The organism is Paenibacillus lignilyticus (assembly GCF_017942085.1).
Lineage (GTDB): Bacteria > Bacillota > Bacilli > Paenibacillales > Paenibacillaceae > Paenibacillus_Z > Paenibacillus_Z lignilyticus.
Genome location: NZ_JAGKSP010000012.1, coordinates 87,815 through 114,798, shown reverse-complemented (window position 1 = coordinate 114,798; position 26,984 = coordinate 87,815). Strand labels below are relative to the sequence as shown.

At 50.5% G+C, this 26,984-nt stretch carries 25 protein-coding genes; 23 read left to right on the top strand and 2 right to left on the bottom strand.

Going from position 1 to position 26,984, the window contains the following annotated elements; translation table 11 throughout:
- The first annotated feature begins 32 nt into the window (after window positions 1–32).
- Window positions 33–818, top strand: a complete 786-nt coding sequence (gene trmB, locus I8J30_RS23695) for a tRNA (guanosine(46)-N7)-methyltransferase TrmB (protein ID WP_091212666.1) — start codon at window positions 33–35, stop codon at window positions 816–818.
- Here the strand turns inward: trmB and I8J30_RS23690 are convergent.
- Window positions 737–1,294, bottom strand: a complete 558-nt coding sequence (locus I8J30_RS23690; RefSeq protein WP_210662364.1) for a phosphatase PAP2 family protein — start codon at window positions 1,292–1,294, stop codon at window positions 737–739. The two genes, trmB and I8J30_RS23690, sit on opposite strands and share 82 nt — an antisense overlap.
- Before the next feature lie 273 nt (window positions 1,295–1,567).
- Between I8J30_RS23690 and I8J30_RS23685 the strand changes: the two genes are divergently transcribed.
- From I8J30_RS23685 to I8J30_RS23660, 6 genes are all read left to right on the top strand, one after another.
- Window positions 1,568–2,746, top strand: coding sequence for a glycosyltransferase family 4 protein (locus tag I8J30_RS23685; protein WP_210662362.1), 1,179 nt, complete (start codon window positions 1,568–1,570; stop codon window positions 2,744–2,746).
- 307 nt (window positions 2,747–3,053) lie between these two features.
- The gene (locus tag I8J30_RS23680) at window positions 3,054–4,292 is read left to right on the top strand and encodes a glycosyltransferase family 2 protein (RefSeq protein ID WP_210662360.1); all 1,239 of its coding nucleotides are present in this window, start codon (window positions 3,054–3,056) and stop codon (window positions 4,290–4,292) included.
- A gap of 314 nt (window positions 4,293–4,606) precedes the next feature.
- Window positions 4,607–5,104, top strand: a complete 498-nt coding sequence (gene infC / locus I8J30_RS23675; protein WP_143111540.1) for a translation initiation factor IF-3 — start codon at window positions 4,607–4,609, stop codon at window positions 5,102–5,104.
- A 23-nt stretch (window positions 5,105–5,127) separates the two neighbouring features.
- Entirely contained in the window at window positions 5,128–5,331 is a 204-nt protein-coding gene (rpmI, locus tag I8J30_RS23670; RefSeq protein ID WP_090576365.1) for a 50S ribosomal protein L35, read from the top strand.
- A 47-nt stretch (window positions 5,332–5,378) separates the two neighbouring features.
- Window positions 5,379–5,738: a 50S ribosomal protein L20 gene (rplT, locus tag I8J30_RS23665; protein WP_090977446.1), complete on the top strand. Its 360-nt coding sequence runs from the start codon at window positions 5,379–5,381 to the stop codon at window positions 5,736–5,738.
- A gap of 222 nt (window positions 5,739–5,960) precedes the next feature.
- Window positions 5,961–6,347: a hypothetical protein gene (locus tag I8J30_RS23660; RefSeq protein ID WP_210662358.1), complete on the top strand. Its 387-nt coding sequence runs from the start codon at window positions 5,961–5,963 to the stop codon at window positions 6,345–6,347.
- Between the two features lie 19 nt (window positions 6,348–6,366).
- Here the strand turns inward: I8J30_RS23660 and I8J30_RS23655 are convergent, their stop codons facing one another.
- A complete protein-coding gene (locus I8J30_RS23655) occupies window positions 6,367–6,816 on the bottom strand; it encodes a GNAT family N-acetyltransferase (RefSeq protein WP_091212684.1) in 450 nt (149 codons plus the stop codon).
- A 561-nt stretch (window positions 6,817–7,377) separates the two neighbouring features.
- Here I8J30_RS23655 and ilvB point away from each other — a divergent pair.
- The 16 genes from ilvB (at window position 7,378) to I8J30_RS23575 (ending at window position 26,771) form a co-directional block, all read left to right on the top strand.
- Entirely contained in the window at window positions 7,378–9,123 is a 1,746-nt protein-coding gene (gene ilvB / locus I8J30_RS23650) for a biosynthetic-type acetolactate synthase large subunit (protein ID WP_210662356.1), read from the top strand.
- A complete protein-coding gene (gene ilvN / locus I8J30_RS23645; protein WP_210662354.1) occupies window positions 9,120–9,608 on the top strand; it encodes an acetolactate synthase small subunit in 489 nt (162 codons plus the stop codon). Before ilvB ends, ilvN begins: the two co-directional genes overlap by 4 nt.
- A gap of 181 nt (window positions 9,609–9,789) precedes the next feature.
- A complete protein-coding gene (ilvC, locus tag I8J30_RS23640; protein WP_091212692.1) occupies window positions 9,790–10,782 on the top strand; it encodes a ketol-acid reductoisomerase in 993 nt (330 codons plus the stop codon).
- Window positions 10,783–10,970: 188 nt separating this feature from the next.
- The gene (locus I8J30_RS23635) at window positions 10,971–12,515 is read left to right on the top strand and encodes a 2-isopropylmalate synthase (protein WP_210662352.1); all 1,545 of its coding nucleotides are present in this window, start codon (window positions 10,971–10,973) and stop codon (window positions 12,513–12,515) included.
- A 297-nt stretch (window positions 12,516–12,812) separates the two neighbouring features.
- Complete coding sequence (locus I8J30_RS23630; protein WP_210662350.1) at window positions 12,813–14,177, top strand: sensor histidine kinase; 1,365 nt, start codon at window positions 12,813–12,815, stop codon at window positions 14,175–14,177.
- Complete coding sequence (locus I8J30_RS23625; protein ID WP_210662348.1) at window positions 14,174–14,833, top strand: response regulator; 660 nt, start codon at window positions 14,174–14,176, stop codon at window positions 14,831–14,833. The genes I8J30_RS23630 and I8J30_RS23625 overlap by 4 nt, the downstream gene beginning before the upstream one ends.
- An 851-nt stretch (window positions 14,834–15,684) precedes the next feature.
- Entirely contained in the window at window positions 15,685–16,764 is a 1,080-nt protein-coding gene (gene leuB / locus I8J30_RS23620; RefSeq protein WP_091212701.1) for a 3-isopropylmalate dehydrogenase, read from the top strand.
- A 209-nt stretch (window positions 16,765–16,973) separates the two neighbouring features.
- Complete coding sequence (locus I8J30_RS23615; protein WP_210662346.1) at window positions 16,974–17,522, top strand: peroxiredoxin; 549 nt, start codon at window positions 16,974–16,976, stop codon at window positions 17,520–17,522.
- A 169-nt stretch (window positions 17,523–17,691) separates the two neighbouring features.
- On the top strand, window positions 17,692–18,117 hold the full coding sequence (locus tag I8J30_RS23610; protein ID WP_090977421.1) for a hypothetical protein: 426 nt from the start codon (window positions 17,692–17,694) through the stop codon (window positions 18,115–18,117).
- A gap of 108 nt (window positions 18,118–18,225) precedes the next feature.
- Window positions 18,226–19,047, top strand: a complete 822-nt coding sequence (sigI, locus tag I8J30_RS23605) for an RNA polymerase sigma factor SigI (RefSeq protein WP_210662344.1) — start codon at window positions 18,226–18,228, stop codon at window positions 19,045–19,047.
- A complete protein-coding gene (locus I8J30_RS23600; RefSeq protein WP_210662342.1) occupies window positions 19,044–20,672 on the top strand; it encodes an anti-sigma-I factor RsgI family protein in 1,629 nt (542 codons plus the stop codon). The genes sigI and I8J30_RS23600 overlap by 4 nt, the downstream gene beginning before the upstream one ends.
- Before the next feature lie 181 nt (window positions 20,673–20,853).
- The gene (locus tag I8J30_RS23595; RefSeq protein WP_210662340.1) at window positions 20,854–21,252 is read left to right on the top strand and encodes an ATP-binding protein; all 399 of its coding nucleotides are present in this window, start codon (window positions 20,854–20,856) and stop codon (window positions 21,250–21,252) included.
- A gap of 4 nt (window positions 21,253–21,256) precedes the next feature.
- Window positions 21,257–22,630 carry an ATP-binding protein gene (locus I8J30_RS23590; RefSeq protein WP_210662338.1) on the top strand — a complete coding sequence of 458 codons (1,374 nt, stop codon included), beginning with the start codon at window positions 21,257–21,259 and terminating at the stop codon, window positions 22,628–22,630.
- Window positions 22,631–22,810: 180 nt separating this feature from the next.
- Entirely contained in the window at window positions 22,811–24,346 is a 1,536-nt protein-coding gene (locus I8J30_RS23585; RefSeq protein ID WP_210662335.1) for a leucyl aminopeptidase, read from the top strand.
- Between the two features lie 56 nt (window positions 24,347–24,402).
- Complete coding sequence (locus I8J30_RS23580) at window positions 24,403–25,695, top strand: MFS transporter (RefSeq protein ID WP_210662334.1); 1,293 nt, start codon at window positions 24,403–24,405, stop codon at window positions 25,693–25,695.
- A gap of 167 nt (window positions 25,696–25,862) precedes the next feature.
- Window positions 25,863–26,771: an ArsR/SmtB family transcription factor gene (locus I8J30_RS23575; protein WP_210662331.1), complete on the top strand. Its 909-nt coding sequence runs from the start codon at window positions 25,863–25,865 to the stop codon at window positions 26,769–26,771.
- Window positions 26,772–26,984 lie beyond the last annotated feature (213 nt).

Sequence of the window (26,984 nt, the reverse complement as noted above, 5' to 3'; positions counted from 1 at the left end):
TTCGGCATTTAACAATGGAGGAATCAATCGATATGCGTCTTAGAGGAAGAAAAGGAATACTCGAGAGCTTGGAAGCACAGCCGGAGCTTGTGGTGCTGGATGCAGCGCCTCATAAAGGACGCTGGCGTGAATTTTTCGGCAACGATAACCCGATCTATGTTGAGCTTGGGATGGGAAAAGGCCGGTTTATCAGCGATATGAGCGTTCGGAATCCTCATATTAATTTCATCGGCGTTGATATGTACGACGAGCTGATCCGCCGTGCAAGCGACAAAGCGCGTTTGGCATGGGAGAAGGAAGGCGTTTCGCAACCGCCGAACTTGGCACTGCTGCGGGCTAACATCGAGGGGATCGAGGAGATGTTTGCACCTGGGGAAATCCAGCGCATCCACTTGAATTTCAGCGATCCTTGGCCCAAAGCAAAGCACGGGCGCAGAAGACTCACGCACCCGCGCTTCGTCAAGAAGTATATGGAGATTCTAAACGAATACGGTGAAATCCACTTTAAAACAGATTCGCAGCTGCTATTCGAATTCTCGCTCAACAGCTTCGCGGATATGGAATTGCATATGCGCAATATTTCGCTGCATCTTCATAAAGAAACGCTGCGCGATGATCTTGTGTTGACTGAATATGAAGCTAAGTTCGTCGAGAAGGGCAACAATATCCACCGCGTCGAAGTTGTAATTGGCGAGAAGGCGATTGCGGCTCATAAAGAGGCTAAGCTGGCCGCTTCTCAGAAGAGTGACCAAGCCGCGGACACGGACAACGATACGAACGAACCGATGATAGCCCCTGCCGCTATATCGGAAGGGTAATGAAGACCGAGATACATTCTTGACCAGCCAACGGATACGCCGAGGACGATCGCTGCCGGCACGATAATCGGCAGCATAGCGGTTTCCGCCACGAGCCAAGGCAAGAGCCAAGCGAATATAGCCGTTGTGTGACCCGAAGGAAACGAGGAGTCGCGCAGCGGATTTTTGCATACATGCACGCTGCTAAGTGCTTGATAAGGGCGGAGTCTGCTGAATTTACGTTTCATGATGGCAACGGGAATATGGCTGATAATGGTGGCGGCGAAAGCTTGCCAGCCCGCGGTGCCCCATACGCCCGGGGCGAACAGCCCGCAGAGCAAAGCCGTCGCTAAAGTGAACGTTGCCCCGCCTGCATGGGTAACCGTCCCCAGCCAACCTCCTAACAATCGATTAACGGCCCTGTGCGCCGATCTGCGATTTGCCCATAGTAATAAGCGCTGCTCCTGTGTTAAAGCCCAGAACACGACATTAACCACATGAATCCCCTCCTGGTCGTATGCAAATGTCACGCCTATCCATCAGCTGCAAGCCATCAATCGCTTTTCACTTGCAGATCAAGTATAGGCCGGAATTGTTTTTGCCGTATTAACAATTATATAACCGATTATGAAGGATGCCGGGAGTGCTGCTTGTCCGATCTTCACGTACTCTTCATGTTCCACTAATACCCTGGAAATACAACTCGTGTACACTGGCTCCACAAGCTTGCCGCGCTCTTAGGCGGTATTAGCGGATGGAGGCGATGATCGATGCGTCTTGCTTTATTTACGGATACGTTCACTCCTGAGGTGAACGGAGTGGCACGAACGCTTGAACGGTGGGAGCAGTACCTGCGCCGCCGCGATATTCCATGTCTTGTTTTCGCACCTCAGCCTGCGGCTGCCGCGCATGAAGAACCTCAGCCGATGGTCACTCGGTTTGCCAGCATGCCCTTTTTCCTCTATCCCGAATGCCGCCTGGCACTCCCGAATCCAATTCATATTAATCGCACCTTGCAAGCGTTTCGGCCTACTCTCATTCATGTAGCGACCCCGTTTAATCTGGGGCTTTGCGGCATTCATTACGCCCATAAACACCGAATACCGCTGGTTGCTTCCTATCATACACATTTTGACCGCTATTTGGCGTTTTACAATACCCGTTGGATGGTTAAGATGTTATGGAGGTATATGGAATGGTTTCACCAGGAATGCAGGTTCATTTTCGTACCCTCCGCATCGACGCTTCTTGAGCTGAAGGAACGGGGGTGGGATGAGCATCGTCTGGCCGTTTGGACGCGGGGAATGGATACGAAGAGCTTTCATCCGAATGTGGATAAAGCCGCGCTGCTGGCGCAGTATCAAATTCCGAAGGATCGCTTCATCGTCCTTTATGTAGGCAGACTTGCGCCTGAAAAAAACGTGGATTGCGCGATTGCCGCATTTGCAAAGTTTAAGCGAGAGGTGTGCAACGACGCCACTTTCGTTATAGCCGGCGACGGTCCTTCCATGAATACCTTGAAGCAGCAAGCTGCCCGCGAGGGCATTTCGACTTGTTTTCTTGGTTTTACTGCGATGCCGGCGCTTCAACAATGGTATGCGGCAGCGGATGTCATGCTGTTCCCGTCACCTACCGAAACTTTCGGCAATGTCGTATTGGAAGCGATGGCTTGCGGTACGCCTGTCATTTGTGCGGATACGGGAGGTGTGGTGGACACGGTTGTCCACGAGTGGAATGGATTGAGGTGCGAAGCCGGCAACGCGGACGCCTTCCGTTCAGCACTGGAACGCATGTACAGGAACCCCGAGCTGCGCAAACGTTTCACGGCTAGGGGATTGGCGCACAGCCTCAGACAATCCTGGGATGCCATATTCGAAGAGCTTCTTATGAGGTTCCGGCAAGCCGAAAGCGCAGTCCCGAGTTCAACAAATCGTCACACTAGGGGATAATTAACATGAAACCTTTGCCAGTTGTATTCGTTTAATGAAAATGAAACATGTTTTTATCGTAAATGGCTGAAAATAAGGGTGAAACGGACGAAAACAAGGTATCAGTCCCGTCAACACCCAATGCAAGCGCTTTTCTTCGACTTCTTGGCGGTTAAGCGACGATTTCTACTTTTGACAAATGGACACAATGTGTGGAAAATCAGTAGGGTTGCGGAATATACAAAAAGGACTGCCGCGATTCACTGACAGCGAGATCAAAACTAGAGAGAATATAAAAAATGGGGTCTCAAGGGGGTAGTAAAAAATAATGGTTAATACAATCATTATTATGTTTCAAATCTTTTTGGCTTTTGTCGGTGTGTATCAATTCAGCATTTCCCTGTTCGGCATTGTAAGGAAACGTAAGGAAGTAAAGCACGCACCGCAGAAATCGTTTGCCGTGCTTGTCGCTGCACACAATGAAGCACAGGTAGTCGGGGCGCTTGTTGAAAATTTAAAAAAGCTGGATTATCCGAAGGAACTTTACGATATTTTCGTCATTTGCGACAACTGCACGGACAACACGGCAGAGATCGTCCGCAGCTATGGCGTGCAAGCATGTGAGCGTAAGAATCCGCATCTGCGCGGCAAAGGCCATGCGATTGAATGGATGCTGAAGGAATTGTGGGCAATGCCCCGTCAGTATGATGCCATCGTGATGTTCGACGCAGATAACCTGGTCGGCAATGACTTCTTGATTCATATGAACAATGATCTTTGCGAAGGTCATAAGGTTATCCAAGGCTACTTGGATACGAAGAACCCGACGGATTCTTGGGTTACGGCTTCTTATGCCATTACCTACTGGTATTGCAACCGGTTGTGGCAGCTTTCCCGCCGAAACTTGAACATGGCCAACTATCTTGGCGGCACGGGCATGTGCTTCGATACCGCGCTGATTAAGGAAATGGGCTGGGGAGCAACCAGTCTCGTAGAGGACTTGGAGTTCTCGATGCGCTGCGTGAAACGCGGTATTCATCCGGTCTTGAATTACGATGCCAAAGTGTACGACGAGAAGCCGCTAAGCTTCAAAGCGTCTTCCAGACAGCGCCTGCGCTGGATGCAAGGTCACTTTACCGTAGCTCGCAGTTATTTCTTCCCGCTGCTTTGGGCAAGTATTAAAGAACGCAGCTTCGTGAAGTTCGATGCGGCGCTGTACTCCATCTCGGTATACAACACATTCATCGGCTTCCTGGTTACGGCGCTGCTGTGGATGGATAATATTATTCCGGCGGAGAATGCTTTTTCATCCATCTACTACTACCTGCCGTATTGGGTAGCGGGTGTTGCGATTCTTGCCACTGTATTGATGTTCCCGCTCGTCATGATGCTTGAAGGCATTCGCTCGTGGAAGATGTACGCGCATTTGATCTCGATGGTGTTTTTCCAGCTTTCCTGGCTGCCAATTACTTGCTACGCGTTCTTCACGCAAAACAACAAGCAATGGAGCCATACGCAGCATACGCGTGTGCTTCGTTTGGAAGAAGTGCAGAGTAAACAGGTCTAATGAGCTTTCGGTCATCTTCTCCAGTTGAAGCTTGACATGCCTGAATAGGCTATGCTATAGTATTTCAGTAACATGTCTTACGGATTATTCACACATGTATACGCACAAGTAGAGGCACCCGCTTCTCACCTACTCGGCGATGGCCGAATGGTTCGCGATCGATGATTGGAACAGGCTTCAGCTTAATCGCTGCATGAACAGCCAACAATCTTGATTATTGGAATGCGGGTCCCGAGCGGATCCGCATTTTTTGATTTTTGCTTGCGTGATTCATAATTTTTTGGAGGTGGCAGGTTATTAGCAGGGAACATCAAATCAACGATGAAATTCGGGCCAGAGAAGTGCGTGTAGTCGGTGCTGAAGGCGAACAATTAGGCATCAAGCTTTTCCGCGAGGCACTGCAATTGGCAATCGATTTGAACTTGGACCTAGTGAACGTTGCACCGACAGCGAAACCGCCGGTGTGCCGGATTATGGACTATGGCAAATTCCGTTATGAGCAGCAAAAGAAAGAAAAAGAAGCTCGCAAGAATCAGAAGATTGTAGACACGAAGGAAGTTTGGTTCCGTGCTAACATCGACGAGAACGATTACCAAACAAAGTTCCGCAATGTTGTAAAGTTTCTGGGTGAAGGCGATAAAGTGAAATGTTCGGTTCGCTTCCGCGGACGTGAAATTACACATGCTTCGGTCGGTCAGAAGATTCTTGATCGGCTTGCAACTGAGGTTGCTGATCTGTGCGTCATGGAGCGTGTTCCTAAACTTGAGGGCCGCAGTATGATTATGATTTTGGCACCGAAACCGACAAACTAACATTCTTTGAGGAGGAACACCACATGCCTAAAATGAAAACTCACAGCAGTTTGAAAGATCGTTTCAAAATTACGGGTACTGGTAAAGTAATTCGTTACAAAGCTTACAAAAACCACCTTCTTTCCGGCAAATCGTCCCGTCAGAAGCGTGTTCTGAACACTCAACCAAACTTGGCTAAAGGCGATTTCAAACGTCTGCAACAAGGCTTGGCAAACATCAAAGGTTAATTAGATCGATCTAATTCGTATAACTATTACTCGGGAGGTTTCTACTCATGGCAAGAGTTAAAGGCGGATTCGTCCGCGCACGTCGTCGTAAAAGAATTTTGAAGCTAGCAAAAGGTTATTTCGGTTCAAAGCATCGCCTGTTTAAAACAGCAAAAGAGCAAGTAATGAAATCCTTGCTTTATGCATACCGTGACCGTCGTCAACACAAACGTGACATCCGCAAACTGTGGATCGTTCGTATCAATGCTGCAGCTCGTCAAAACGGCCTGTCCTACAGCAAATTCATGTACGGTTTGAAGCTTGCGGGCATCGAAGTAAACCGCAAAATGCTTGCTGACCTTGCAGTTAACGACATCAACTCGTTCAACACGTTTGCAAACCTTGCAAAACAAAAAGTAAACGCGTAGTCTTCGGATTACCGTTTTATGATAAAAGCGCCCTACCGCTACAGCGGTAAGGCGCTTTTTTGTTTTTTTTCTATATGGACAGCGGTACAATCGCATTCGGATGCTAGCGAATAGAGTATAGGACAACGCCGTTTATACTTCCGAGACAAATGACCTTCATGAGCATTTGTCGCCGAAGGCAAACCACATGCATTGTAAGCTATGTTAAGGAGGGAAATCCTTATGCAACGCGTTACGAAAGAACAAGTTCAGAAGATGGTCGGCAAAACCGTCTATGCGGTTCGCAAAGACGGTTCTGTCGTCACCGGTAAACTCGTTCGCGCCCATCAAAATCAATTGCAGCTTATGCCGCTTAGCAATGGTAAAGAGGTTCAAACAAGAGCGATCATAGCACTTGTATTATTCGATCTGCTTGCGATCGGTTTATTTGCCGGAGGCGGCTTTGGCTGGGGCGGCGGCTTCGGCGGCCCGGGCTACGGACCGGGCTTTGGCGGCCCAGGTTACGGACCGGGCTTCGGTGGGCCGGGCTTTGGCGGACCGGGCTTTGGTGGTCCGGGCGGCTGCGATTGCCAGCCGATTGCCGGTTACAATAACACCCCATACTACTAATCGTGACAGAATCAGCGAATTAGGTTGCTAATGATTTAACCATTTCGTAGCAGCGAACCTGATGAATGAAACGAATGGTCTGATAGCCCAGCCTCGAATAGAGCCGCTGGGCTTTTGGATTTCCATGATCGACAAACAATCTGGCGTAGCTGCAGCCCTTTTCTTTGGCGGCTGTTTCCGCTTTGGATATGAGCAGCGTGCCGATTTGCTTGCCGCGATGCTGCGGATGGACGACGAGCATGTCGAAGAGGAGCATGTCGCCTCGCGTATAGTAATGGATGAATCCAAGCGGTATGCTTCTTTTGGATCGGGAGTAAACAAGCGAGACGCCGTCGCTTAAACGTTTGGGCAGCTCGCGAATGGTTTGGGCATCTCTGGGCGAAGCTGTATACGAGAGCGGGATAAGCTCGGTCTTAATTAAACGGATAATCTCATCGTCATCAATACGTGCTTGCCTTGCTCGAATCATAGGGCATCCTGCTTTCCGTGAATTCTAAGCTGATAAAGTTTTGCGGGGCGCTGTTTACCTTGGCGCATGATTCTTCATCTTATGTAGCAAATAGCGGAGCGGCGCGCCTAAGAATCGCGTATACATAACTTTTTATAATTATGCTGTAGCAAGTCCTTGACGAATGAAATTGGGGAGCATATAATAAACGATAAGCTAATAAGTAAACGGCTATGAAGAGGACGAAGTGTTAAGGGCTCTTTTGCTCCAGAGAGCGATCGGATCTGCTGAAACCGACGCCAATACCCCTTTCCAACGAGCTCACCTCGGAGCTGTTTCCCTGAAAAGATCTTGATTGATCGTATTAGGGGAAATCGTAAGGCACACGTTATTGTGCCAAGGTAATGAACGATGGTTCGTTCTTACCTCATGAGGTTATTCGCTGTGAGGCGAATAACATATTTGGGTGGTACCACGGAAGCTAAACCTTTCGTCCCTAGACGCAATAGACGTCTGGGAACGAAAGGTTTTTTTGTTTTTCTAATATCTAACTCGTTTCACCTAGGAAGGGAGGACGACTTAATGGTCGCTCAACATGCAACGTTAAGGTCAAAAGAAGAAATTAAGGAAAACCTGAGAAAACCGGAGGTCATTACCGGCTCAGAAATTTTGCTTCGCAGCTTGGTGCTGGAGGATGTGGAGTGCGTGTTCGGCTATCCAGGCGGAGCTGTGTTGTACATTTATGATGCCATGCACGGATTTTCGGATTTTCAGCATCTGCTGACCCGTCACGAGCAAGGCGCCATTCATGCGGCCGACGGCTATGCGCGGGCTAGCGGCAAAGTTGGCGTATGTATCGCAACATCGGGACCGGGAGCTACGAATCTCGTCACAGGAATCGCAACTGCGTATATGGACTCGGTGCCGCTTGTCGTCATTACCGGCAACGTAGCGACTTCGCTTATCGGTACGGATGCTTTCCAAGAGGCTGACATTACCGGCATTACGATGCCGATTACGAAACATAGCTATCTGGTACGTAAGGCTGCCGATTTGCCTCGTATCATTCACGAAGCGTTCCACATCGCCAATACCGGCCGTAAAGGTCCCGTATTGATCGATATTCCGAAGGATGTATCCGCCGAGCTTGCGATGTTCGAGCCGGTGACGGAAGTTAGCATCCGCGGCTATAACCCAACGGTTACGCCGAATAAACTGCAAGTTGAGAAAATGATTAAAGCGATCACGGAAGCGGAGCGTCCGATCGTATTGGCAGGCGGAGGCGTTGTTTACTCCGGCGGTCATGAGGAATTGCTTGAGTTCATTACGAAATCGGGTATTCCGATTACAACGACGTTGCTTGGACTGGGCGCATTCCCAAGCGGTAACGAGCTGTGGCTCGGCATGCCGGGTATGCATGGTACCTACACAGCCAATACAGCCATTCAATCCGCGGATTTGCTGATCAATATCGGTGCGCGCTTCGATGACCGCGTAACGGGCAAACTGTCCGGCTTTGCGCCGAAGGCGAAGATCGTTCACATCGATATCGACCCGGCGGAAATCGGCAAGAACGTTCCTACGGACATTCCGATCGTTGGCGACGTGAAGACGGTTCTTCAAATCGCGAACAAAGAAGTGAAATATGCGGAGAAAGCCGATGCTTGGCGTGCGCAGCTTGCTAAATCCTGCAAGGAAGTTCCTTTCAGCTACACGGATTCCGATGAAGAATTGAAACCGCAATGGGTTATCGAAATGCTCTACCAAGAGTCGAAGGGTGAAGCGATTGTAACGACTGACGTTGGCCAGCACCAAATGTGGGCAGCGCAGTATTACAAATTCAATCAACCGCGCTCGTGGGTCACTTCCGGCGGACTTGGTACGATGGGCTTTGGTTTCCCGTCGGCAATCGGTGCTCAAATGGCGAATCCGGACCGTCTCGTTATCTCCATTAATGGTGACGGCGGTATGCAAATGTGCGCGCAAGAGCTTGCGATTTGCGCCATCAACAACATTCCGGTCAAAGTAGTTATCATTAACAATCAGGTGCTGGGCATGGTTCGTCAGTGGCAAGAGCTGATCTATGACAACCGTTACAGCCACATTGATCTCTCAGGCAGTCCTGATTTCGTGAAATTGGCTGAAGCTTACGGCGTACGCGGATTCCGCGCTTCCAATAAAGAAGATGCACGTGCCGTTTGGCAAGAAGCAATGAATCATCCGGGACCGGCAGTAGTGGAGTTTGTCGTTCGCAAACATGAGAATGTGTATCCGATGGTTACACAAGGCTCCACAATTGACCAAATGCTAATGGGGGATTCCGAATGATGAAGAGACATACGGTAGCAGTTCTCGTAAACGATCAGCCAGGCGTCCTTCAGCGCGTTTCCGGTTTGTTTGGACGCCGCGGCTTCAATATTGAAAGCATCACGGTAGGGACGAGCGAGGAAGCCGGCTTGTCCCGCATGGTCATCGTCACTACAGGCGATGACAAGATGCTTGAGCAAGTCATCAAGCAGCTGTACAAGCTCATCGACGTTATTAAAGTCGTGGACTTGAGCGCCAATCCGATGGTTGGCCGCGAGCTTGCGCTAATTAAAGTAAGTGCGGAACCAACGTCCCGTCCTGAAATTCTCGGCGTAGTAGAAACCTTCCGCGCCGCCGTTGTCGATATCGGCACAACGTCGCTGATGGTGCAGGTAGTAGGCGATACGGAGAAAATCGATGCGATGATCGAGCTGCTTAAGCCTTATGGCATTCGCGAGCTGTCTCGTACGGGCGTAACGGCAATGGTCCGCGGAAACGCTAGATAACTAGATCATAGGTACCTAATGCAAGTACATCTTTAGACCAAATCATAAGGTCGACACCGCTTTTGAGCGGGGGTTAGAGTAAGGGAACCGCAGCGGCGTTGCCTGGAATCGGTTAGTCTCGGATCAAGTCCCTTCTGTAACACCCGCTCAAAAGGGTTAAATTAAAGGAGGCAACATTCACATGGCAGTTACATTGTACTATGAGAAAGATGCAGACCAAAGCGTTCTGCAAGGCAAAACAATCGCAGTTATCGGTTATGGTTCCCAAGGTCATGCTCAAGCACAAAACCTTCGCGACAGCGGTCTGAAAGTAATTATCGGCCTTCGCGCCGGTAAATCTGCTGAGAAAGCTAAAAACGACGGCTTTGAAGTATTGTCCGTTGGCGAAGCTGTAAAACTTGCTGATGTTGTTCAAATCTTGATGCCTGACGAAACGCAAGCTCGCGTTTACAAAGAAGAAATCGAGCCGAACCTGAAACAAGGCGCAGCTTTGATGTTCTCCCACGGTTTCAACGTTCACTTTGGCCAAATCAAACCTCGTAAAGACACAGATGTATTGCTAGTTGCTCCTAAGTCCCCGGGCCACATGGTTCGTCGTACTTATGTTGAAGGCTTTGGCGTACCTGGTCTTATCGCAATCGAGCAAGATGCTACCGGCAACGCAAAAGCAATCGGTCTTGCATACGCAAAAGGTATCGGCTGTACACGCGCAGGCGTTATCGAAACTTCGTTCCGCGAAGAAACAGAAACGGATCTGTTCGGCGAGCAAGCCGTACTTTGCGGCGGCGCAACTGCACTTGTTAAAGCAGGCTTCGAAACGCTTGTTGAAGCAGGTTATGCACCTGAAATGGCATACTTCGAGTGTCTGCATGAGCTGAAGCTTATCGTTGACCTGATGTATGAAGGCGGCCTTTCCACTATGCGTGATTCCATCTCCAACACAGCTGAATACGGCGACTATGTAACAGGTCCTCGCATTGTAACTGACGAGACGAAGAAAGCTATGAAAGCTGTTCTTACAGATATCCAACAAGGTAAATTCGCTCGCGACTTCATCTTGGAAAACCAATCCAACAATGCATTCATGACGGCAACTCGCCGTAACGAAGCACAACACCCAATCGAAGTGGTTGGCGGTCAACTTCGTGAATTGATGCACTGGATCAAGAAATAATAAGGCATTATCCGCGTAACCGGTTATGCAGATTGGCTCGCCTTCCAACTGGTTTGGAAGGCGGCATTCTGTGGTTGAATGTATAAATATGCATACCCGGATAAAGTGACCGGTCCCTGCGTCTCCGATCTGGAGGCGTCAGGGCCGTTTCGCTATCCGGGATTATTCTTGAGTCCGAGGTGTAGCTAATGCGTAAAATCTATATTTTCGATACGACGCTTCGTGACGGCGAGCAATCTCCGGGCGTTAACCTCAACACGAAGGAAAAGGTTGAGATTGCGTACCAACTGGAGAAGCTTGGCGTCGATCGGATCGAAGCCGGCTTCCCGGCTGCGTCCCCGGGCGATCTGGCAGCGGTTAATGCCGTTGCGCGTGCCGTCAAGAATGCCTCTGTCATCGGCCTGTCGCGTTCCCGCGAGCAGGACATTGATGCGGTAGTTGAAGCGCTGAAAGGCGCTCAAGACCCTTGTATTCATCTGTTCCTTGCGACCAGCCCAATTCATCGTAAGCACAAGCTGCGTATGGAGAAGGATCAAGTGCTGGAGGCAGCGGAGCGTGCGATCCGTTATGCGAAGCAATATTTTAGCAAAATCGAATTTTCGCCTGAGGATGCGGGCCGTACGGAGCTTGATTTCTTGTGTCAAGTAACGGACATGGCGATTCGCGCAGGCGCAACGGTTGTTAATATTCCGGATACGGTTGGCTATATGAATCCGTCCGAGTACGGACATATCTTCAAGACGCTCAAGGAACAGGTGCCTGGCATTGAGAAAATTCAGCTCAGCGCACACTGCCATGACGATCTTGGCATGGCGACAGCTAACGCACTGGCAGCGATTCTAAACGGTGCGGATCAAATCGAGGGTACGATCAACGGAATCGGCGAACGCGCCGGTAATACGGCACTCGAAGAGGTTGCAATGGCGCTTGCTACGCGTGCGGATTACTTCGGTGCGACAACGTCGCTCAACCTGAAGGAAATTGCGAAAACAAGCCGTCTAGTAAGCAAGCTGACGGGTATGGTTGTCCCTGGCAATAAGGCCATCGTAGGCGCGAATGCGTTTGCGCATGAGTCCGGCATCCATCAGGACGGCATGCTGAAAGAGAAAACGACATACGAAATCATCTCTCCGGAGTCGATCGGCCTGCGTGATTCCAAGCTCGTGCTTGGCAAGCATTCCGGACGCGCTGCGTTCCGTGAGAAGCTGATTGACCTCGGCTATGAGCTTGATGACGAAGCAGTAAACACGGCTTTCGCGAAATTCAAAGACCTGGCGGACAAGAAGAAGAACGTCATGGACGAAGATATTCGCGCAATGCTGGAAGAGAAGCTCACCGATACGCCTGAGGTGTATTCGCTTGAGACGATCGAAGTGAGCTATAGCAACAAATCCGTACCTAATGCTACGATCCGTGTTCGTACTGCTGAAGGCGAAGTGAAGGAGCAATCTGCAGAAGGCAACGGTTCTGTTGATGCCATTTACAACGCAATCGATGCGCTGACGGCAGAAACGGTGGAGCTGGAGGACTATTCCATCAAATCCGTTTCGCATGGTAAAGATGCGCTTGGCGAAGTGCATGTCGTGCTTAAGCAAGATGAAGTATCCGCGCAAGGCCGCGGCCTTAGCACGGATATTTTGGAAGCGAGCGCGCGTGCTTACATCGACGCATTGAACCGACTCGTGGAGAAGCGGAAGTCCCCGGGCAGACGCGACAAAATGAGCTTGATTTAGTTTTATGGAAGTGACCGACGCTCTGGCGGCTGATTATCGGCTGTCAGGGCGTTTTTTTTGTGGTTAGTGGGGTTAATAAGCCTCGATTGGATAGGCAAACCAATCCGATTAGCTGAATCTGCGTATCCGATGGGATACGCAAACCAATCCGATTAGCTGAATGCTGCGTATCCGATGGGATACGCAAACCAATCAGCTGCAGCCATGATATAATATAGAAAAATCGACATTCGTCGTCGCCTCAGGTCCGAAGCCTGAGATGCGAGCGCGCTGTGCCGATTGGGGGAACGTTAATCGATGCTGTTCGTGTGGATTGTGCTATGGATTACTTCAGTGCTGCTTGTGTCGGCGAATCGGAGGAATGCTGCCGGCCGCTGGCTGAGCCTAGTTGCCTTCTGCGGTGGAATGGGAGCGCTGGCATCCGTGCTGGAAGGCTGGATTACCACCATGCTGGCCAATCAAGATATCGATGCATCGGGCGAGCATGTGCTGCGGATCATCCAGCGCACGTGCTCTTGGACAAGCTACTACGGATTGCCTTTCGGATTTCTGTGCTTTGGGGCAGCCTATAATTCGGAACGAGTACCGGCGGTGCTTTCTCGCAGATTGCCGGCAGCAGCGGCTATCCTGCCGCTCGGGATGCTCGCGCTGCCAATAGCGGAGTCGTATCCCGTGCATTACAATATACTCGCCATATGGGCGATCCCGTATTTTGTGATCGGAGCGATACTGGTGCTGACGAAGTCGCATGTGCACCCGGCGGAACGGCGGGCACATTCCGTGCTGCTGTTAGCGGTGATTCCCGCTGTGCTTATCGCGCTGACGATGAATTTCATTATGCCATTGTTCGGCCTATATGGACTCTGGCGGTATAACGTATGGCCGATCAGTATTGCTTTCGTCATCTTCATCTTTGCTCTGTTTAATTTCGGGTTCCTTGGTGTTCAGCTGCTCATTGAGCGCAGGCAATTGGATTATTCGCTGCGGGCGATTACGAGCGGTACAGCAATGCTGAACCATGCGATCAAGAACGATATCGGGAAAATCAAACTGTTTACCGATAAAATGAACCGCGAGGCCGGAGCAAATGAGGAATTGCGCAGCGATCTGAGCGTGATCAGCACAGCGGCCGGGCATATTGAAGCCATGATTCGCAGCGTACATGAACGGACGCAGGAGCTGCGACTGCAGCCGCAGGAGGTTCGCCTGACGGAGCTGGTACGCAGTCAGCTGGCAATGCTAGAGCAGCAGGCAAGCAGCCGAAACATTGCCGTAGCCTTGCACTCCGACGATCAGGCAACGGCGATTGCCGATGCGGAGCAAACGTCGGAAGCGATACATAATGTACTGCAAAATGCAATTGATGCGATGCCCGGCGGCGGAGAATTAACCGTCACCGTAATCGGCGGCAAACGCGGCAGCACGATTGAGATCAGCGATACAGGCGCTGGCATTGAGCGCTCCCATCTGAGGAAAGTCATTGAGCCGTTCTTCACGACCAAGAGCGGCAAATCGATGAATTTCGGGCTGGGGCTGGCGTACTGTGCCCAGCTGATGAGCCGCCAAGGCGGGGAGCTGCGCATTAGCAGCGAGGTGGGAGTAGGCACGGTGGTGCGGTTTCATTTTAAAGCGGTCAAGCGGGGGAAAGGAGCAGAGAGATGAGCGAGAGAGCAATTTCGATCGTGCTGGTCGAGGACGATCCGGACTGGCGCAGAGGATTAATCGCTTACTTGAACGGCGAGCCTGATATGGAAGTCGTCGGCGAGGCGGATCATGCCGATGCGGCGCTCACGATTGTAGCTGAGCGGAATCCGGATGTCATTCTGCTTGATATCATGCTGGCAGACAGTCCGGAGGGCTTACGGCTTGCAGCGGAGCTGTCTGTTGCGTCGAATGCGCGCGTTATTATGCTCACTTCGATGGAGGATCGCGCTTTTGTCGTGGAAGCGTTCCGTGCAGGGGCCGTCAACTACTTGGTGAAATCGGACTTTACTTCGATTCCAAGCGCGGTACGCAAAGCGGCCGAGGATCGATCGGCGATCGACGGCTCTGCGGCGAGGCTGATGCTCGAAGAGTTCAGGCGGCTCAAGAAGCTCGAGCGGGAGTACGAAACGGATAAATTCAAGCGGATGCTGACGCCATCGGAGGTACAGCTGCTGTCGATGATTCACGAAGGCTACAGCCAGACGCAAATCGCGGAGAAATCCTTCCTCTCGCTGCGCACGGTCAAGAACCATGTGAATAATATCCTGCGCAAGCTCGGCGGCAAGAGCAGCAAAGAAGCGGCACAGCGAGCGAAGGATAATGATTTATTTTGAGCTGAAGCTGATTATTCTCACAAATAAGACCTCTGTGATTCGTTAGAATTCTCGAGCAGCAACTTTGTCGCAGCATTCTGCTAAGCCGAGTGGTTTGCGCGAACAATCGGATTGGACATGCGGCATTCAGCTAAGCTGAATGGTTTGCGCGAACAATCGGATTGGACATGCGGCATTCAGCTAAGCTGAATGGTTTGCGCGAACAATCGTGATTGGTCATGCGGCATTCGGCTCGTTGGAATTGGCTGTCCGGTACTCTAACGAATCCAGGAGGTCTTATGTGCCGCATTTTGATCAAAAATAAAGGCTAACGAATCGTACAGGTCTTATTCAGTCAAATCAGCGCGTCAAACGGCCTTTTTGGGCCAAATAAGACTTCTGTGATTCGTTAGAATTTTTGAGGGGCTATATTCTCACAAATAAGACCTCTGTGATTCGTTAGAATTCTCGAGCTGCAACGTCGCAGCATTGGGCTAAGCCGAGTGGTTTGCGCGAACAGTCGGGATTGGACATGCGGCATTGGGCTAAGCTGAATGGCTTGCGCGAACAGTCGGGATTGGACATGCGGCATTGGGCTAAGCTGAATGGTTTGCGCGAACAGTCGGGATTGGACATGCGGCATTCGGCTAAGCTGATTGGCTATTGCGAGTCCATCTCTCGAGACTTATTCGCTCAGCCTATAAAAGTCATAGCTTTCATATCTTTGTCAATGTCCGCTACTTGTGGTACAACTAGGAGTAGACTGAGAATCATAATCATAGGACGGCTATAGAGGAAGCTTACTGCGCTGCACGAACGATGGCGACAGCTGCTGCTTCTCAAGTCCCGAATAAAAGGAGAGTCAATCAGACATGGCAGACGTGAAAAAGATTGCAGTTATCGCCGGTGACGGAATTGGACCGGAGGTTGTTGGCGAAGCGATTAAAGTAATGAAGAAAACAGAGGAGCTGTTCGGCTTCCAATTCGAGTTTGAGCATGGCTTGTTCGGCGGTATCGCGATCGACGAGAAAGGAACTCCGCTTCCGCAAGAAACGCTCGACATTTGTAAAAATGCCGATGCCGTTCTGCTTGGTGCGGTTGGCGGACCGAAATGGGATAACAACCCGAAAGAGCTTCGCCCGGAAACCGGCTTGCTCGGTATTCGTAAAGCATTGGGCCTCTTCTCCAACATTCGCCCAGCTAACGTATTTGACTGCTTGATGGAAGCTTCCACGCTGAAGCCGGAGGTGCTTGAAGGTACTGACCTGATCGTTGTGCGTGAGCTGACAGGCGGCATCTACTTCGGTGAGAAATTCCGCCGCGAAGGTGCTAACGGTGAAGAAGCGGTAGATACTTGCGTGTACAACGTTCAAGAGGTTGAGCGTATTGCTCGCCAAGGCTTCGAAATTGCACAGACTCGCCGCAAGAAATTGGCGTCGGTTGATAAAGCAAACGTACTTGAAACTTCCCGTCTATGGCGCGAAGTAGTAAACCGGATCGCTCCGGAGTACCCGGATGTTGAGCTTGAGCACGTACTGGTCGACAACTGCGCCATGCAATTGCTTCGCCGTCCTGCGAGCTTCGACGTTATCGTAACGGAGAACATGTTCGGCGATATCATCAGTGACGAGGCAGCGATGCTGACCGGCTCCATCGGTATGCTTTCCTCCGCTTCGCTTGGCGAAGGCAGCTTCGGCTTGTACGAGCCGGTACACGGCTCCGCGCCTGACATTGCCGGTCAAGGCATCTCGAACCCGATCGCAACGATCCTATCGGTTGCACTGATGTACCGTTTGACGTTCGGCTACGCAGAAGCAGCACAGTGCATCGAAGATGCAGTGAAATCCGTGCTGGACGCTGGCCACCGTACAGGTGACATCGCTGTCGATAAGAGCAAAGCAATCGGCACAGTTGAAATGGGCGATCTGATCATCGCAGCATTGAAGAAGTAATATACAATAATTATAAGCAAGTAATAATTTCAATATTGATTTTGCTTTAAAAGTTGGTATTACTCTAAACGTAGTTGTCAACAATGAGGTCTATCGCAGCACGCGATAGCGCTGCAAGCGCAAAATTGTGCGGCGAGCGGTTCAGTTGCGATTAGGTACAAGCCTAAGCCGCTTCCGAACGCAAAGCACAATCTCAGGAGGTCACAACAATGGCAGAACGTTTGGTAGGTCGTCTTGCTCCGGATTTCTCGATGGAGACAGCAACAGGTAATGGGCAAGATTTCAGCTCAGCAGCACTTTCCGATTACAAAGGTAAATGGCTGGTCCTTTTCTTCTATCCTCTGGATTTCACTTTTGTATGCCCAACTGAAATTACAGCTCTTAGCGAAGCTGCCGGACAATTTGGCAAAATCGGCGCAGAAATCCTTGGCGTATCCGTGGACAGCAAACACTCCCACCGCGCTTGGATCAACACGCCGGTTACTGACAACGGTCTTGGCCAACTGAATTTTCCGCTTGCTTCAGACCTCACGAAGAACGTTGCCCGCGACTACGGCGTCCTTATTGAAGAAGAAGGAATCGCGCTTCGCGGTTTGTTCATTATCGATCCGGAAGGCGAAGTCAAATACCAAGTTGTCAACCACAACAACGTTGGTCGCAGCGTTGAAGAAACGCTCCGCGTATTGCAAGCTCTGCAATCCGGCGGTCTGTGCCCAATCAACTGGAAACCGGGCGATTCTCACCTGGTTGCGAAATAAGAATCGACATCTTGCATACGATCAACCCGGGACCTCTCCAGAGGCCTCGGGTTTTTCTATACTCTGGAAACGCAGGAAAGCAGGAATTTTGCCAGAGAGGCGCGAATAAGTTATACAAAGTTTCAGATGTGATTGATGAAGGGTAATGGAGGCTAAGGAGGAGACTGACATGAGCTTTTGCTGTGGAGCAAGCATGATCGGCACGAATGGCACGCTGAAGCATTTTCGCACGCATATTCATAACGTTCCTATTCTTTTCTGTCCAGTATGTCATCGCGTTGAGATTCATCACATGATTGAGAATGAATATGAGATTCTTGCTGAGTATGCACACGGCGACGGCGCATCGGAAGTCGACTTTATTGAATATGTTGAGCAGGAAGATAAAGAACTGTTCGAGAACTGTGTAAACAATGAGAACGAAGATCCTATGGATGTCGTGACCAATCAAATCGATATGGCACTTGATCTCTTAAGCTTCGCGAAGCAAATCGCGGATGAGGCTTGGGAAGCGGAATTGAAAAAGCGGCTCGGCGTATTAAACCAGCGGCGTAATAAGCTACTGCAGCGACGAACCTCCGAAGGATATTGCTAGATACGAAATGCCTCCTGACGAAGGAGGCTTTTTCTTTTATATACCAATGTGTTCGACCCCCTCAAGCAAAAGGGACATCACGAAAAATGTAAATGTGAGGTGGAGCGGTTGTTACTTGTTCTGTTCAAACGGATTTTTGGCGGTAAGCCCGATACGTCCGCTGTCACCCTAGATACGAAAATCACACCGGAAGATATGGTGGAGATGATTCGCAGCGGCGAAGCTTCGCGCAATGATTTTATCGCGTCGTATAAGCCGTATATTGCGAAGGTGACAAGTCGATTCTGCAAACGATATATTGATCCTACTCGTTCGGATGAGTTCAGCATAGCGCTGGCTGCTTTCGACGAAGCGATCGAACAGTTCTCAAGTCAGGCAGGAAAATCGTTTCTAGGCTTTGCCGAAACGGTCATTCGGCGCAGGCTTATTGACTATGTCCGAAAAGAACAAAGGCATTCCGGCACTGTTCCATACAGTGCCTTTGATCAGGATGACGAGGAAGAAATGACCGTCAATCCTATAGAGATGAAAGAAGCGCTGCAGCGGTACTCCGTTGCGCAGGATGTGGAAGCCAGGCGCCTTGAAATCAGCGAGTATGACAGCCGGCTGAAGCAGTTTGGCATCTCGTTTGGCGAACTGCCGGATTTATCGCCGAAGCATTCCGATTCCAGGGTTCTGCTTATCTCGATCAGCAAGCTGCTCGCGAACGCTCCGGAGCTCTACGAGATTATGGAGACGAAGCAGAAGCTGCCCATTAAAGAGTTATGCGAGATGGCAGGCGTATCCCGCAAAACGATCGAGCGGAATCGCAAATACATAATAGCTATCGCACTGCTGCATAACGGTGATTATCCTTACCTGCAGGAATATATACAGCCCCAAGAGCCACCACAGCAGGAACAACCCCAGGTGAAAGGAGTGAGAGCATGAGTCGTGGAATTGTAATGGAAACAGGCCATAAATACGTAATTCTTCTAATGCCGGACGGGCAATTCCGCAAGGTGCCTACAGGCCGGAAACCTCAGGTTGGCGAAGAGTTCAGCTTCACAGAGCAGCGAAGATTCGCCCAGCCGCGTAAATTGTATAGTTTTAGCGCAGGTGCGGCAGCGATTCTGCTCCTCCTCTTTGTTCCGTTTCTGCTGAACCACATGAATCAGGGACCGCAGGTTGTCGCTTATCTGACCATGGACGTGAATCCAAGCATCGAGCTTGGCATCACAGCGGATGAGCATGTTGAAGAGCTGCGCGCAATTAATAACGATGGCGTAGATGTAACGGAAGGTTTGGCGTATAAAGGGCTGACGCTTGAGCAAGTCACGGAAGCGATTATGGATCGAATCAGTGCCGGCCCGTATCTGAACAGCGGTGAAGGCGACGTCATTATTACCAGTGTACTTGTAGCTAATCCAGCAGAATCGGAATACGAGAATACCGTTACGACGCATATGGATGCTGCAGTACGCAAGTCGCTTTCGAAGACCGATAAAGGCCGCAAATTGAAGGTTGAAGTGACGACACTTTCAGCACCTAAAGAGATTCGCGATGAGGCGAAGCAAGACGGTCTGTCTGCAGGCAAGCTGGCCTTCTACTTAATGGCGAAGAAGCAAGGCCATAAGGTGACGATTGAACAGCTCAAGACGCAGTCGATTCACAAGACGGCGAAGCCGTGGGGCGGCGTGAAAGCAGTCATCAATGATAACAACAAACCGGCGCCATCTGTAACGAAGAACGGGCAAGAACAAGGGGATACGGCACAAAAACCGGAAGAACCGACCGCAGCTCAAACGAAGCAGACTTGGGAGCAGCAGAAGGAACAGCAGAGAGAGCAGTTAAGAGAGCTGCTGAAGAAAGAGCAAGAGAAGCGGGAGAGAAAGAAAGACGATCGCCGCGGCAATCATTCGGGTTCTGATAACAAGTCAGGATCGAAGGATAACAAGGATCATGCGGACATAGGCAAGGTCATCAGCGCGGACACCAAGAAGGACAATAACAAAGGCGACAATAAGGGCAATCCTAAAAGTAACAACAAAGGCAGCAGCAAGGATGATAACAAATTCATCGACAGAGGCTGGAATCGTGGGAATCACTCCTCAGGCGGAGGCACTGGCATCGGAGCCCCTACTCAGAACCCTCAGAAGGGGAATGTCATTCGCAAGGACGATAAACCCGGAGACGACAGTCGCAACGATGACGATGGAAAAAACGACAATAAGCAAAACGCTGACGATCGCAAGAACGAGGATCGCAGCAACGACCAAAAAGGCGGCCAGGGCGAAGTGAAAAACACTTCCGATGGTCGTCATAATGGCGTTTCAGAGGATGATAAGAAGCAGGACGATCGCAAGAACAACAGCTCGAGTAAGAACAACACCAGGAATAATGACCAAAGTACAGGGAAACAAAACGATAAGAACAGCGTTAAGTCGAGCGACCAGGGTAAAAAGAACGAGAACAAAAACGATAGGAACGACGATCGCAATCAAGGGAAAAACAGCAGTAACGGCAAGGGGAGCAACGAGGGGAAGAACGGACGCGGACAAGGAATTCACAATTAGCATAGGTTACCGAAGGCGCAGACATCGACTGCGCCTTTCGTACTACGTTTTTTCGGTATGATTCGACAGGATCTCCTGTTGACAGAAAAAGCACGTAATTACTATGATTATTGTAAGCGATCTCGGGCTCGGAACCTGCATAAAGAAAGCAATTTTTTGATGTGCGGAGGCGAGAAAAAACGTGGAAATGCTCCATATTCGGGAAAAGGCTGATGCGATCAAGGCACGACAAAGAGGGAGAGACATCGCGAAGGCGATCGGCTTCAGTCTTGTTGATCAGACGGTAATTGCATATACGATTTCCGAACTAGCGCTTCAGCTCATTTCATTCTCGGAGAAGGGACATATGACCATTCGGCAAATCAGTCCGTCTAAAGGGGAACCTGCCAGTGGCATTGAAGTCAGACTTTTCGATCATTTTCGCGGATCCAGTCGAATCCATCTTCAGTTGATAGAGAAATTGGCAGACGATATTGAGCTGTCACATGATCAGTTACGAGGAACCATGATCACACTTCGTAAATGGATTGTTACTCCATTGCGCATGGATTCGCCGAACTGTGCAGCAGGAGAGGAGTAAATCAATGCAGGCCATTCGAAAGCGATATTTTCCAGCGCTGGCTGAATATATTCGAAGCGGCAGCGAAGCATCGCTTTTTGAAGCGACTGAAATCGGGAAGCTGCTTCACGGCATTCATCCGGAAGATATTATCGCCATTCATGAAGAATCGATGCAGATGCTCGTTGCTAACGTGGAATCCGAGGAAGCGCTCAACCTGTACAGCCGATCGTTTATTTTTCTGATCGAGCTTATGGTCGCTTTTCGATTCCGGCTTCAGCCGGAACAAACACCGGAGCAGCGCTTCAGCGAGATGCGGGACATGCTGCTCAGCTCGCACCGCTCCTTCCGCATGGTGAAGAACAAATATGAGAATGTCTTGCAGCATATGGACAGCGGCATTGCGATTCTGGATAGCGACGGGATTGTCTCCTTTATCAATGTGCAGATGGCCAAGCTGCTCGATATCCCCCGCAAAACGTTAATCGGCTGCAATTTGACCGATATTCTATGGCATAATCAGCTTAGCCGGAGCAAGAAGCGCATTATTCTCAGGCTCTATAAAGAAATGTTTTTGCGAAGAAGCCGCTATCTGGAATTTCAAGATGTGAACGGTCGCTTCCTCCTCGTAACCGTTACGTACGGGGACCAGCTGGACGGCGACTATTTATTCAGTGTCAAGGATGTCACGGAATACAAGCAGATTGAGCAATCGGCTTATCAGAACGATAAGCTGGCGATGCTGGGTAAGATCGCGGCTGCCATCGCGCATGAAATTCGCAACCCCCTTACTTCCATCCGTGGTTTTATCCAACTCTTGAAGCCTCACCTCACCCAATTAGGGAAAGAAGAATATTCCCGTATTATTTTGACTGAAATTGATCGTGCGAACGACATCATTTATGAGTTTCTGAACTCTTCAAAGCCATCTGCCCCGATGAAGCAGAAGGTGCTGATTAATTCGCTGCTGAAAGAAGTCATTCTCCTCTCCGACAGCGAGGCGCTCATGAAGGGCTGCCAAATCCATCTGGAAACCTATGACGAGGATCTCTCCACTTCCATTGATGTGAAGCAGGTCAAGCAGGTTATTTTGAATATCGTTCGTAATGCCATGGACGCCATTGATGAATTGGGCGGCGAGCGAAGCGGCCGGATTGATATCATTACAAGGCGAGACGGCAAAGACGCCGAAATTACGATCCGCGATAATGGGAAAGGCATGGATGTCGTGACCAAATCCAAGCTGTTCGACCCCTTCTTCACGACGAAAGCCGCAGGTACGGGATTGGGCCTTTCGGTCAGCTACCGCATCGTCCGCAACCACGGCGGGAAGATACGCGTTTCGAGCAGCAGCGGCGAAGGTACGGAGTTCAATATCTATTTGCCATTGGCGGAATAAAGGATTAGAATCGGGGTATAACCCGTGTTAATTGCAGAAGTTGTCTTGCAGCGGCTGATCATGCTTGTACTTCAGAGCTGCACGGCAAGGACGAACCAGGAAATCGGGGAAACCCGGTTTTTTTGTGTTGATTAGGCTTGTGCAGACTACGAGTTTCAAGACAGGAGTTGTTGACAGACGATGAGTATTACATTCACATATGAGACGAAGAGCGCGCGGAGTGCAGCGGATGCTGCCGATGTCGTCGTATCCTTCATCAGCAAAGAAGAATTAAAGCAGCCCGGAGGGGCAGTTGCGGGCATCCATCCACAGCTGGACGAGGCGCTGCGCAAGCATGTTGAGAAAGAGCTGTTCAAGGGCGAGCTCCGTGAGACGTTCGTGCTGCCAACCTTAGGGCTGCGGCCGGAGTCGCATGTGATCTTCGTCGGCATTTCCTCGCAGGACCATCTAACGGTTGATGGACTGCGGGATGCAGCGGCGACAGCGGCTAAAGCAGCCAAGCGGTTAAAGGCTGTGCGCGTGCAGCAGCTGCTCCCTCAAGTCCTATCAATTGGAACGGCCGTGTTCACGGTATGCCAGGCAGCGCAGGCCATGACAGAGGGGTATATTCTCGGCTTATTCACGCGTAAGACGGCGAAGAAGATCGACAACCGCAGGCAATCGCTCGTGAATACAGTTGCTTTCACGGTAACACAGGCATTGCCGGAGCCGCTGGCAGCCGCAGCATCGGAGCAGTGGGAGAGCGGTACCCGGCGAGGTGCCGTATTCGCAGAATCCGTCGTGTTAGCCCGGGATTTGATCAACTTGCCGGGCAACACTTTGACTCCGGAAGTGTTGGCGAACGAAGCACAGACGCTGGCTAAGGCTTATAACCTCGATGTTGAAGTGATGGATGAACAGACATGCGAGAAGCTGGGCATGGGTGGACTTATCGGCGTCGGCAAAGGCAGTATCCACCCGCCGCGCATGATTGTTATTCAGTATGAAGGCGCTCCGGGTGACGAGGACAAATGGGGCATCATTGGCAAAGGCATCACCTTCGATACAGGCGGGATTTCCTTGAAGAAGGGCCTTGGCATGGAAGAGATGATTTCCGATATGGGCGGCGCTGCTGCCGTACTGGGACTGGTTCGTATTCTAGGCGAGCTGCGACCGAAGCTTAACGCGGTCATCGTCATTCCAACCGCGGAGAATATGCCTTCCGATCGGGCCATGAAGCCGGGTGACGTGCTTACGATGATGAACGGCACGACAGTTGAGATTGTAAATACCGATGCGGAGGGACGGCTCGTTCTGGCGGACGGACTCACGACAGCAATCCGCCGCGGGGCAACGAAGCTGATTGACGTTGCTACCTTAACCGGAGCGGTTATGGTGGCGCTAGGCGATATTGCTACGGGCGTCGTCACGAATGATGAGACGCTGCAGCAGCAGGTTATTCTCGCATCCAAGCGAGCCGGGGAACGCATCTGGCCGATGCCTGCATTCCCGGAATTCCGCAAGCAGCTGGACAGCGATGCTGCGGATATGAAGAATGGCGGCGGACGATACGGCGGCGCAAGCATCGGCGGGTTGTTCATCGGCGCCTTCGCGGAGGAGAAGCCGTGGGTGCATTTGGATATCGGCGGCACGGCATGGCTGGAGAGGGATCGGTCATGGGAAGTTAAAGGCGGAACAGGCGTTATGGTGCGCACACTTGGCGAACTGCTCGTTTAGCATGTTATAGATAGCGCGGCCATTCATAGGGGAAACATCACGAGGGAGATAACCGCATGAATTTCTGGAACCACTTAATGTCTGTTTTTCGCCGAAAGCAATTGTCCGATCAGCGCAGAGGGTTGTTGACGTCCATCATGGAAGGCATACCGGCTGTTGTCATCGCGAATATGCTTGGCGGTCCGATCTTAACCATTTACGTTGTCTATTTGGGCGGCTCGGCATCGGATGTCGGGCTGGTCCTGGCTATTCCCGCGCTTGCCAATCTCGTGCAGCTGGTAGCGGCTTTCTACATGCAGCGGATAAACAATCGCAAGCTGCTCCTCACGATATTCGGGGTGGTCCATCGACTGTTCTGGGTCGCGACAGGCCTTATTCCGTTCTTCGTCTCTGAAGAACTGCAGGTGGCTGTTTTTATCGGATTATTTCTAATCTCCTTTATTTGCGCTTCAACAAGTTCAGTCTTCTGGACCTCGATCGTTGCGGATATGGTGCCGGCGCAGGTGCGCGGACGCTATTTCGGCATTCGGAACACCATTCACTGGGCGGTTGGCAGCATCACGTTACTGGTTGGCGGCCAAATTCTGGAGCAGATGAATGCGGAGACCGGATTTGCCGTTCTCTATATTGTCAGTGCCTTATGCGCAGTCTGGAATGGAATCGAGCTGTGGCGCTACCCTAATCCCCCGTTCGAGAAATCGGCAGCATCGAGCTCGGCAGCACTCTTCCTCAAACCACTTAAAGATAAAGGCTATATGAAAGCGACGATCTTCATTGCGGTATTTATTTTGCTGCAAAATGCGGCGATCCCTTTATTCTCGTATGTCATGCTAGAGACGCTGCATATCAGCAAGTGGGGCATTACGGTACTCACGACGGTTCAGATGCTGACGACGATGTTCAGCTATTATTATTGGGGCAATCTAAACAGCAGATTTGATTCGCGGACGCTGCTGCTGTGGGCACTGCCGATTATTGCGGGGTCTTGCGTCCTATGGGTAGGAATAGAGATATTGCCCGTTCTGCTTGTCCTGACCATCGTTAATATCGCGCTTGGCGCAGGGCTTGGCGGCTACAACTTGCTTGTCTTCAACTTTATTATCGGCGATACGCCAAAGTCTGATCGACCGATGTACGTTGCCGTGTTCTCGGCGCTTACCGGCGTGACAGGGTTTGTCGGCCCGCTCTTCGGGGGCTGGCTATATAAGCAAATCGAGGAAAGCCCGTATTGGCTGCAAAGCTATGGCATCTCGCTTATTACGGGTGTTGCCCTGCTTTTGCTTGCCCTCATTGTAGGTCCGATTGTGCTTCGAGCGGAGCGCAGCGAGCAGCAGACGCTGACGGAGTGAGGGCGGTCCAAATCCGAGCTGCGCAGCGAATTCGCTATGCAAGATTCTCTTTAACGGCCTTCCTAGCCAGGAAGGTTATTTTTTTGTGAGGGGGAACCCGAAAAATTCGAAGTGGTGCTCAGCGAAGTTGAGTTGCTATAATGATAGGCAGAGAGGGGCGTTACGTTATGGTATATAGCTTGGACGTGAGATTCAAACCATTATACGAAATCATAGGCAGCTTGCATGCCTATGTTTGCCGTAAATCGCATAAAAAGCTCGATTTAACTCCGTCCTGGGCCAAACAGGTCCGCCAAATGATCACGCCTGAATTAGCGGATGTACTGGATCGTGTTCAGATCGACGGCGACTGGAAGCTGACGTATTTACTCGTACATTTATGCCCGGGAGAAAATGTCGTCGATTTCGTCGAGTGGCTCAAAGGGATGACGGCGGGAGAACTTTATGAATTAATGTCCGCTTACGGTAACCAGTTCCCGGATCAGATGGGGGAATTTCGCGATCATACCGTCAAACTGTTCGAGCAGTGGAATGATCAATATTTTCGACATATCGATCCCTTTATTCTGGAAGGGCTTCAAGAGCAAGCGCGCGCACGCAAGGAAGCGCTTCAGTCGGCGGATCCGATTGCCTTCGTCGATGAGACGACGAACGGGCTGTCGTTCGCACCGGTCAACGGACTGGAACAATTGATTCTTATGCCGCAGTATCATTTTCAGCCGATCAACGTTATTTTCAGCTTTGGCAAAGTTACCATTTGCCATTACGCAGCCCGAATTTATGCGGAGGACGAAGAATTTCTGGCGCCGCATGAGTATCGCATGATCCGTAGCGTAGCAGAGAAGAGCCGGTTGAAGATTTTGAGATATCTCAATCAAGGGCCGCGCTCGTTCATCGAAATCGTGCGCCATATGGAATTATCCAAGGGGATCACCCATGATCATATTGCAAAGCTTCGATATGCCGGCATGCTTTCGGCGCACTTCGAAGGGGAGACGCTTACTACTTATAGCTTAAGAACGAGCGCCTTGGAGCAGGTTCATAGCAAAATCTTGGGGTATATCGAGCAGGGCTGAGGATAGAAGAGAGCTTTTATAAGTTAACCGCTTCCACACACGTGATTTCACGGTGGGGAAGCGGTTTTTCGTTTGCTGCAGCCTATCCGAACGTGGGGGTTTTTCGAATCAATTCTTTATATATTCTTTAGATAAAGAATTAATTTAGAGTTCTCTATTTACAGAACCGAATTTCGACCCTATAATAAGGACGAAGAAAGTCGAGTAATTCTA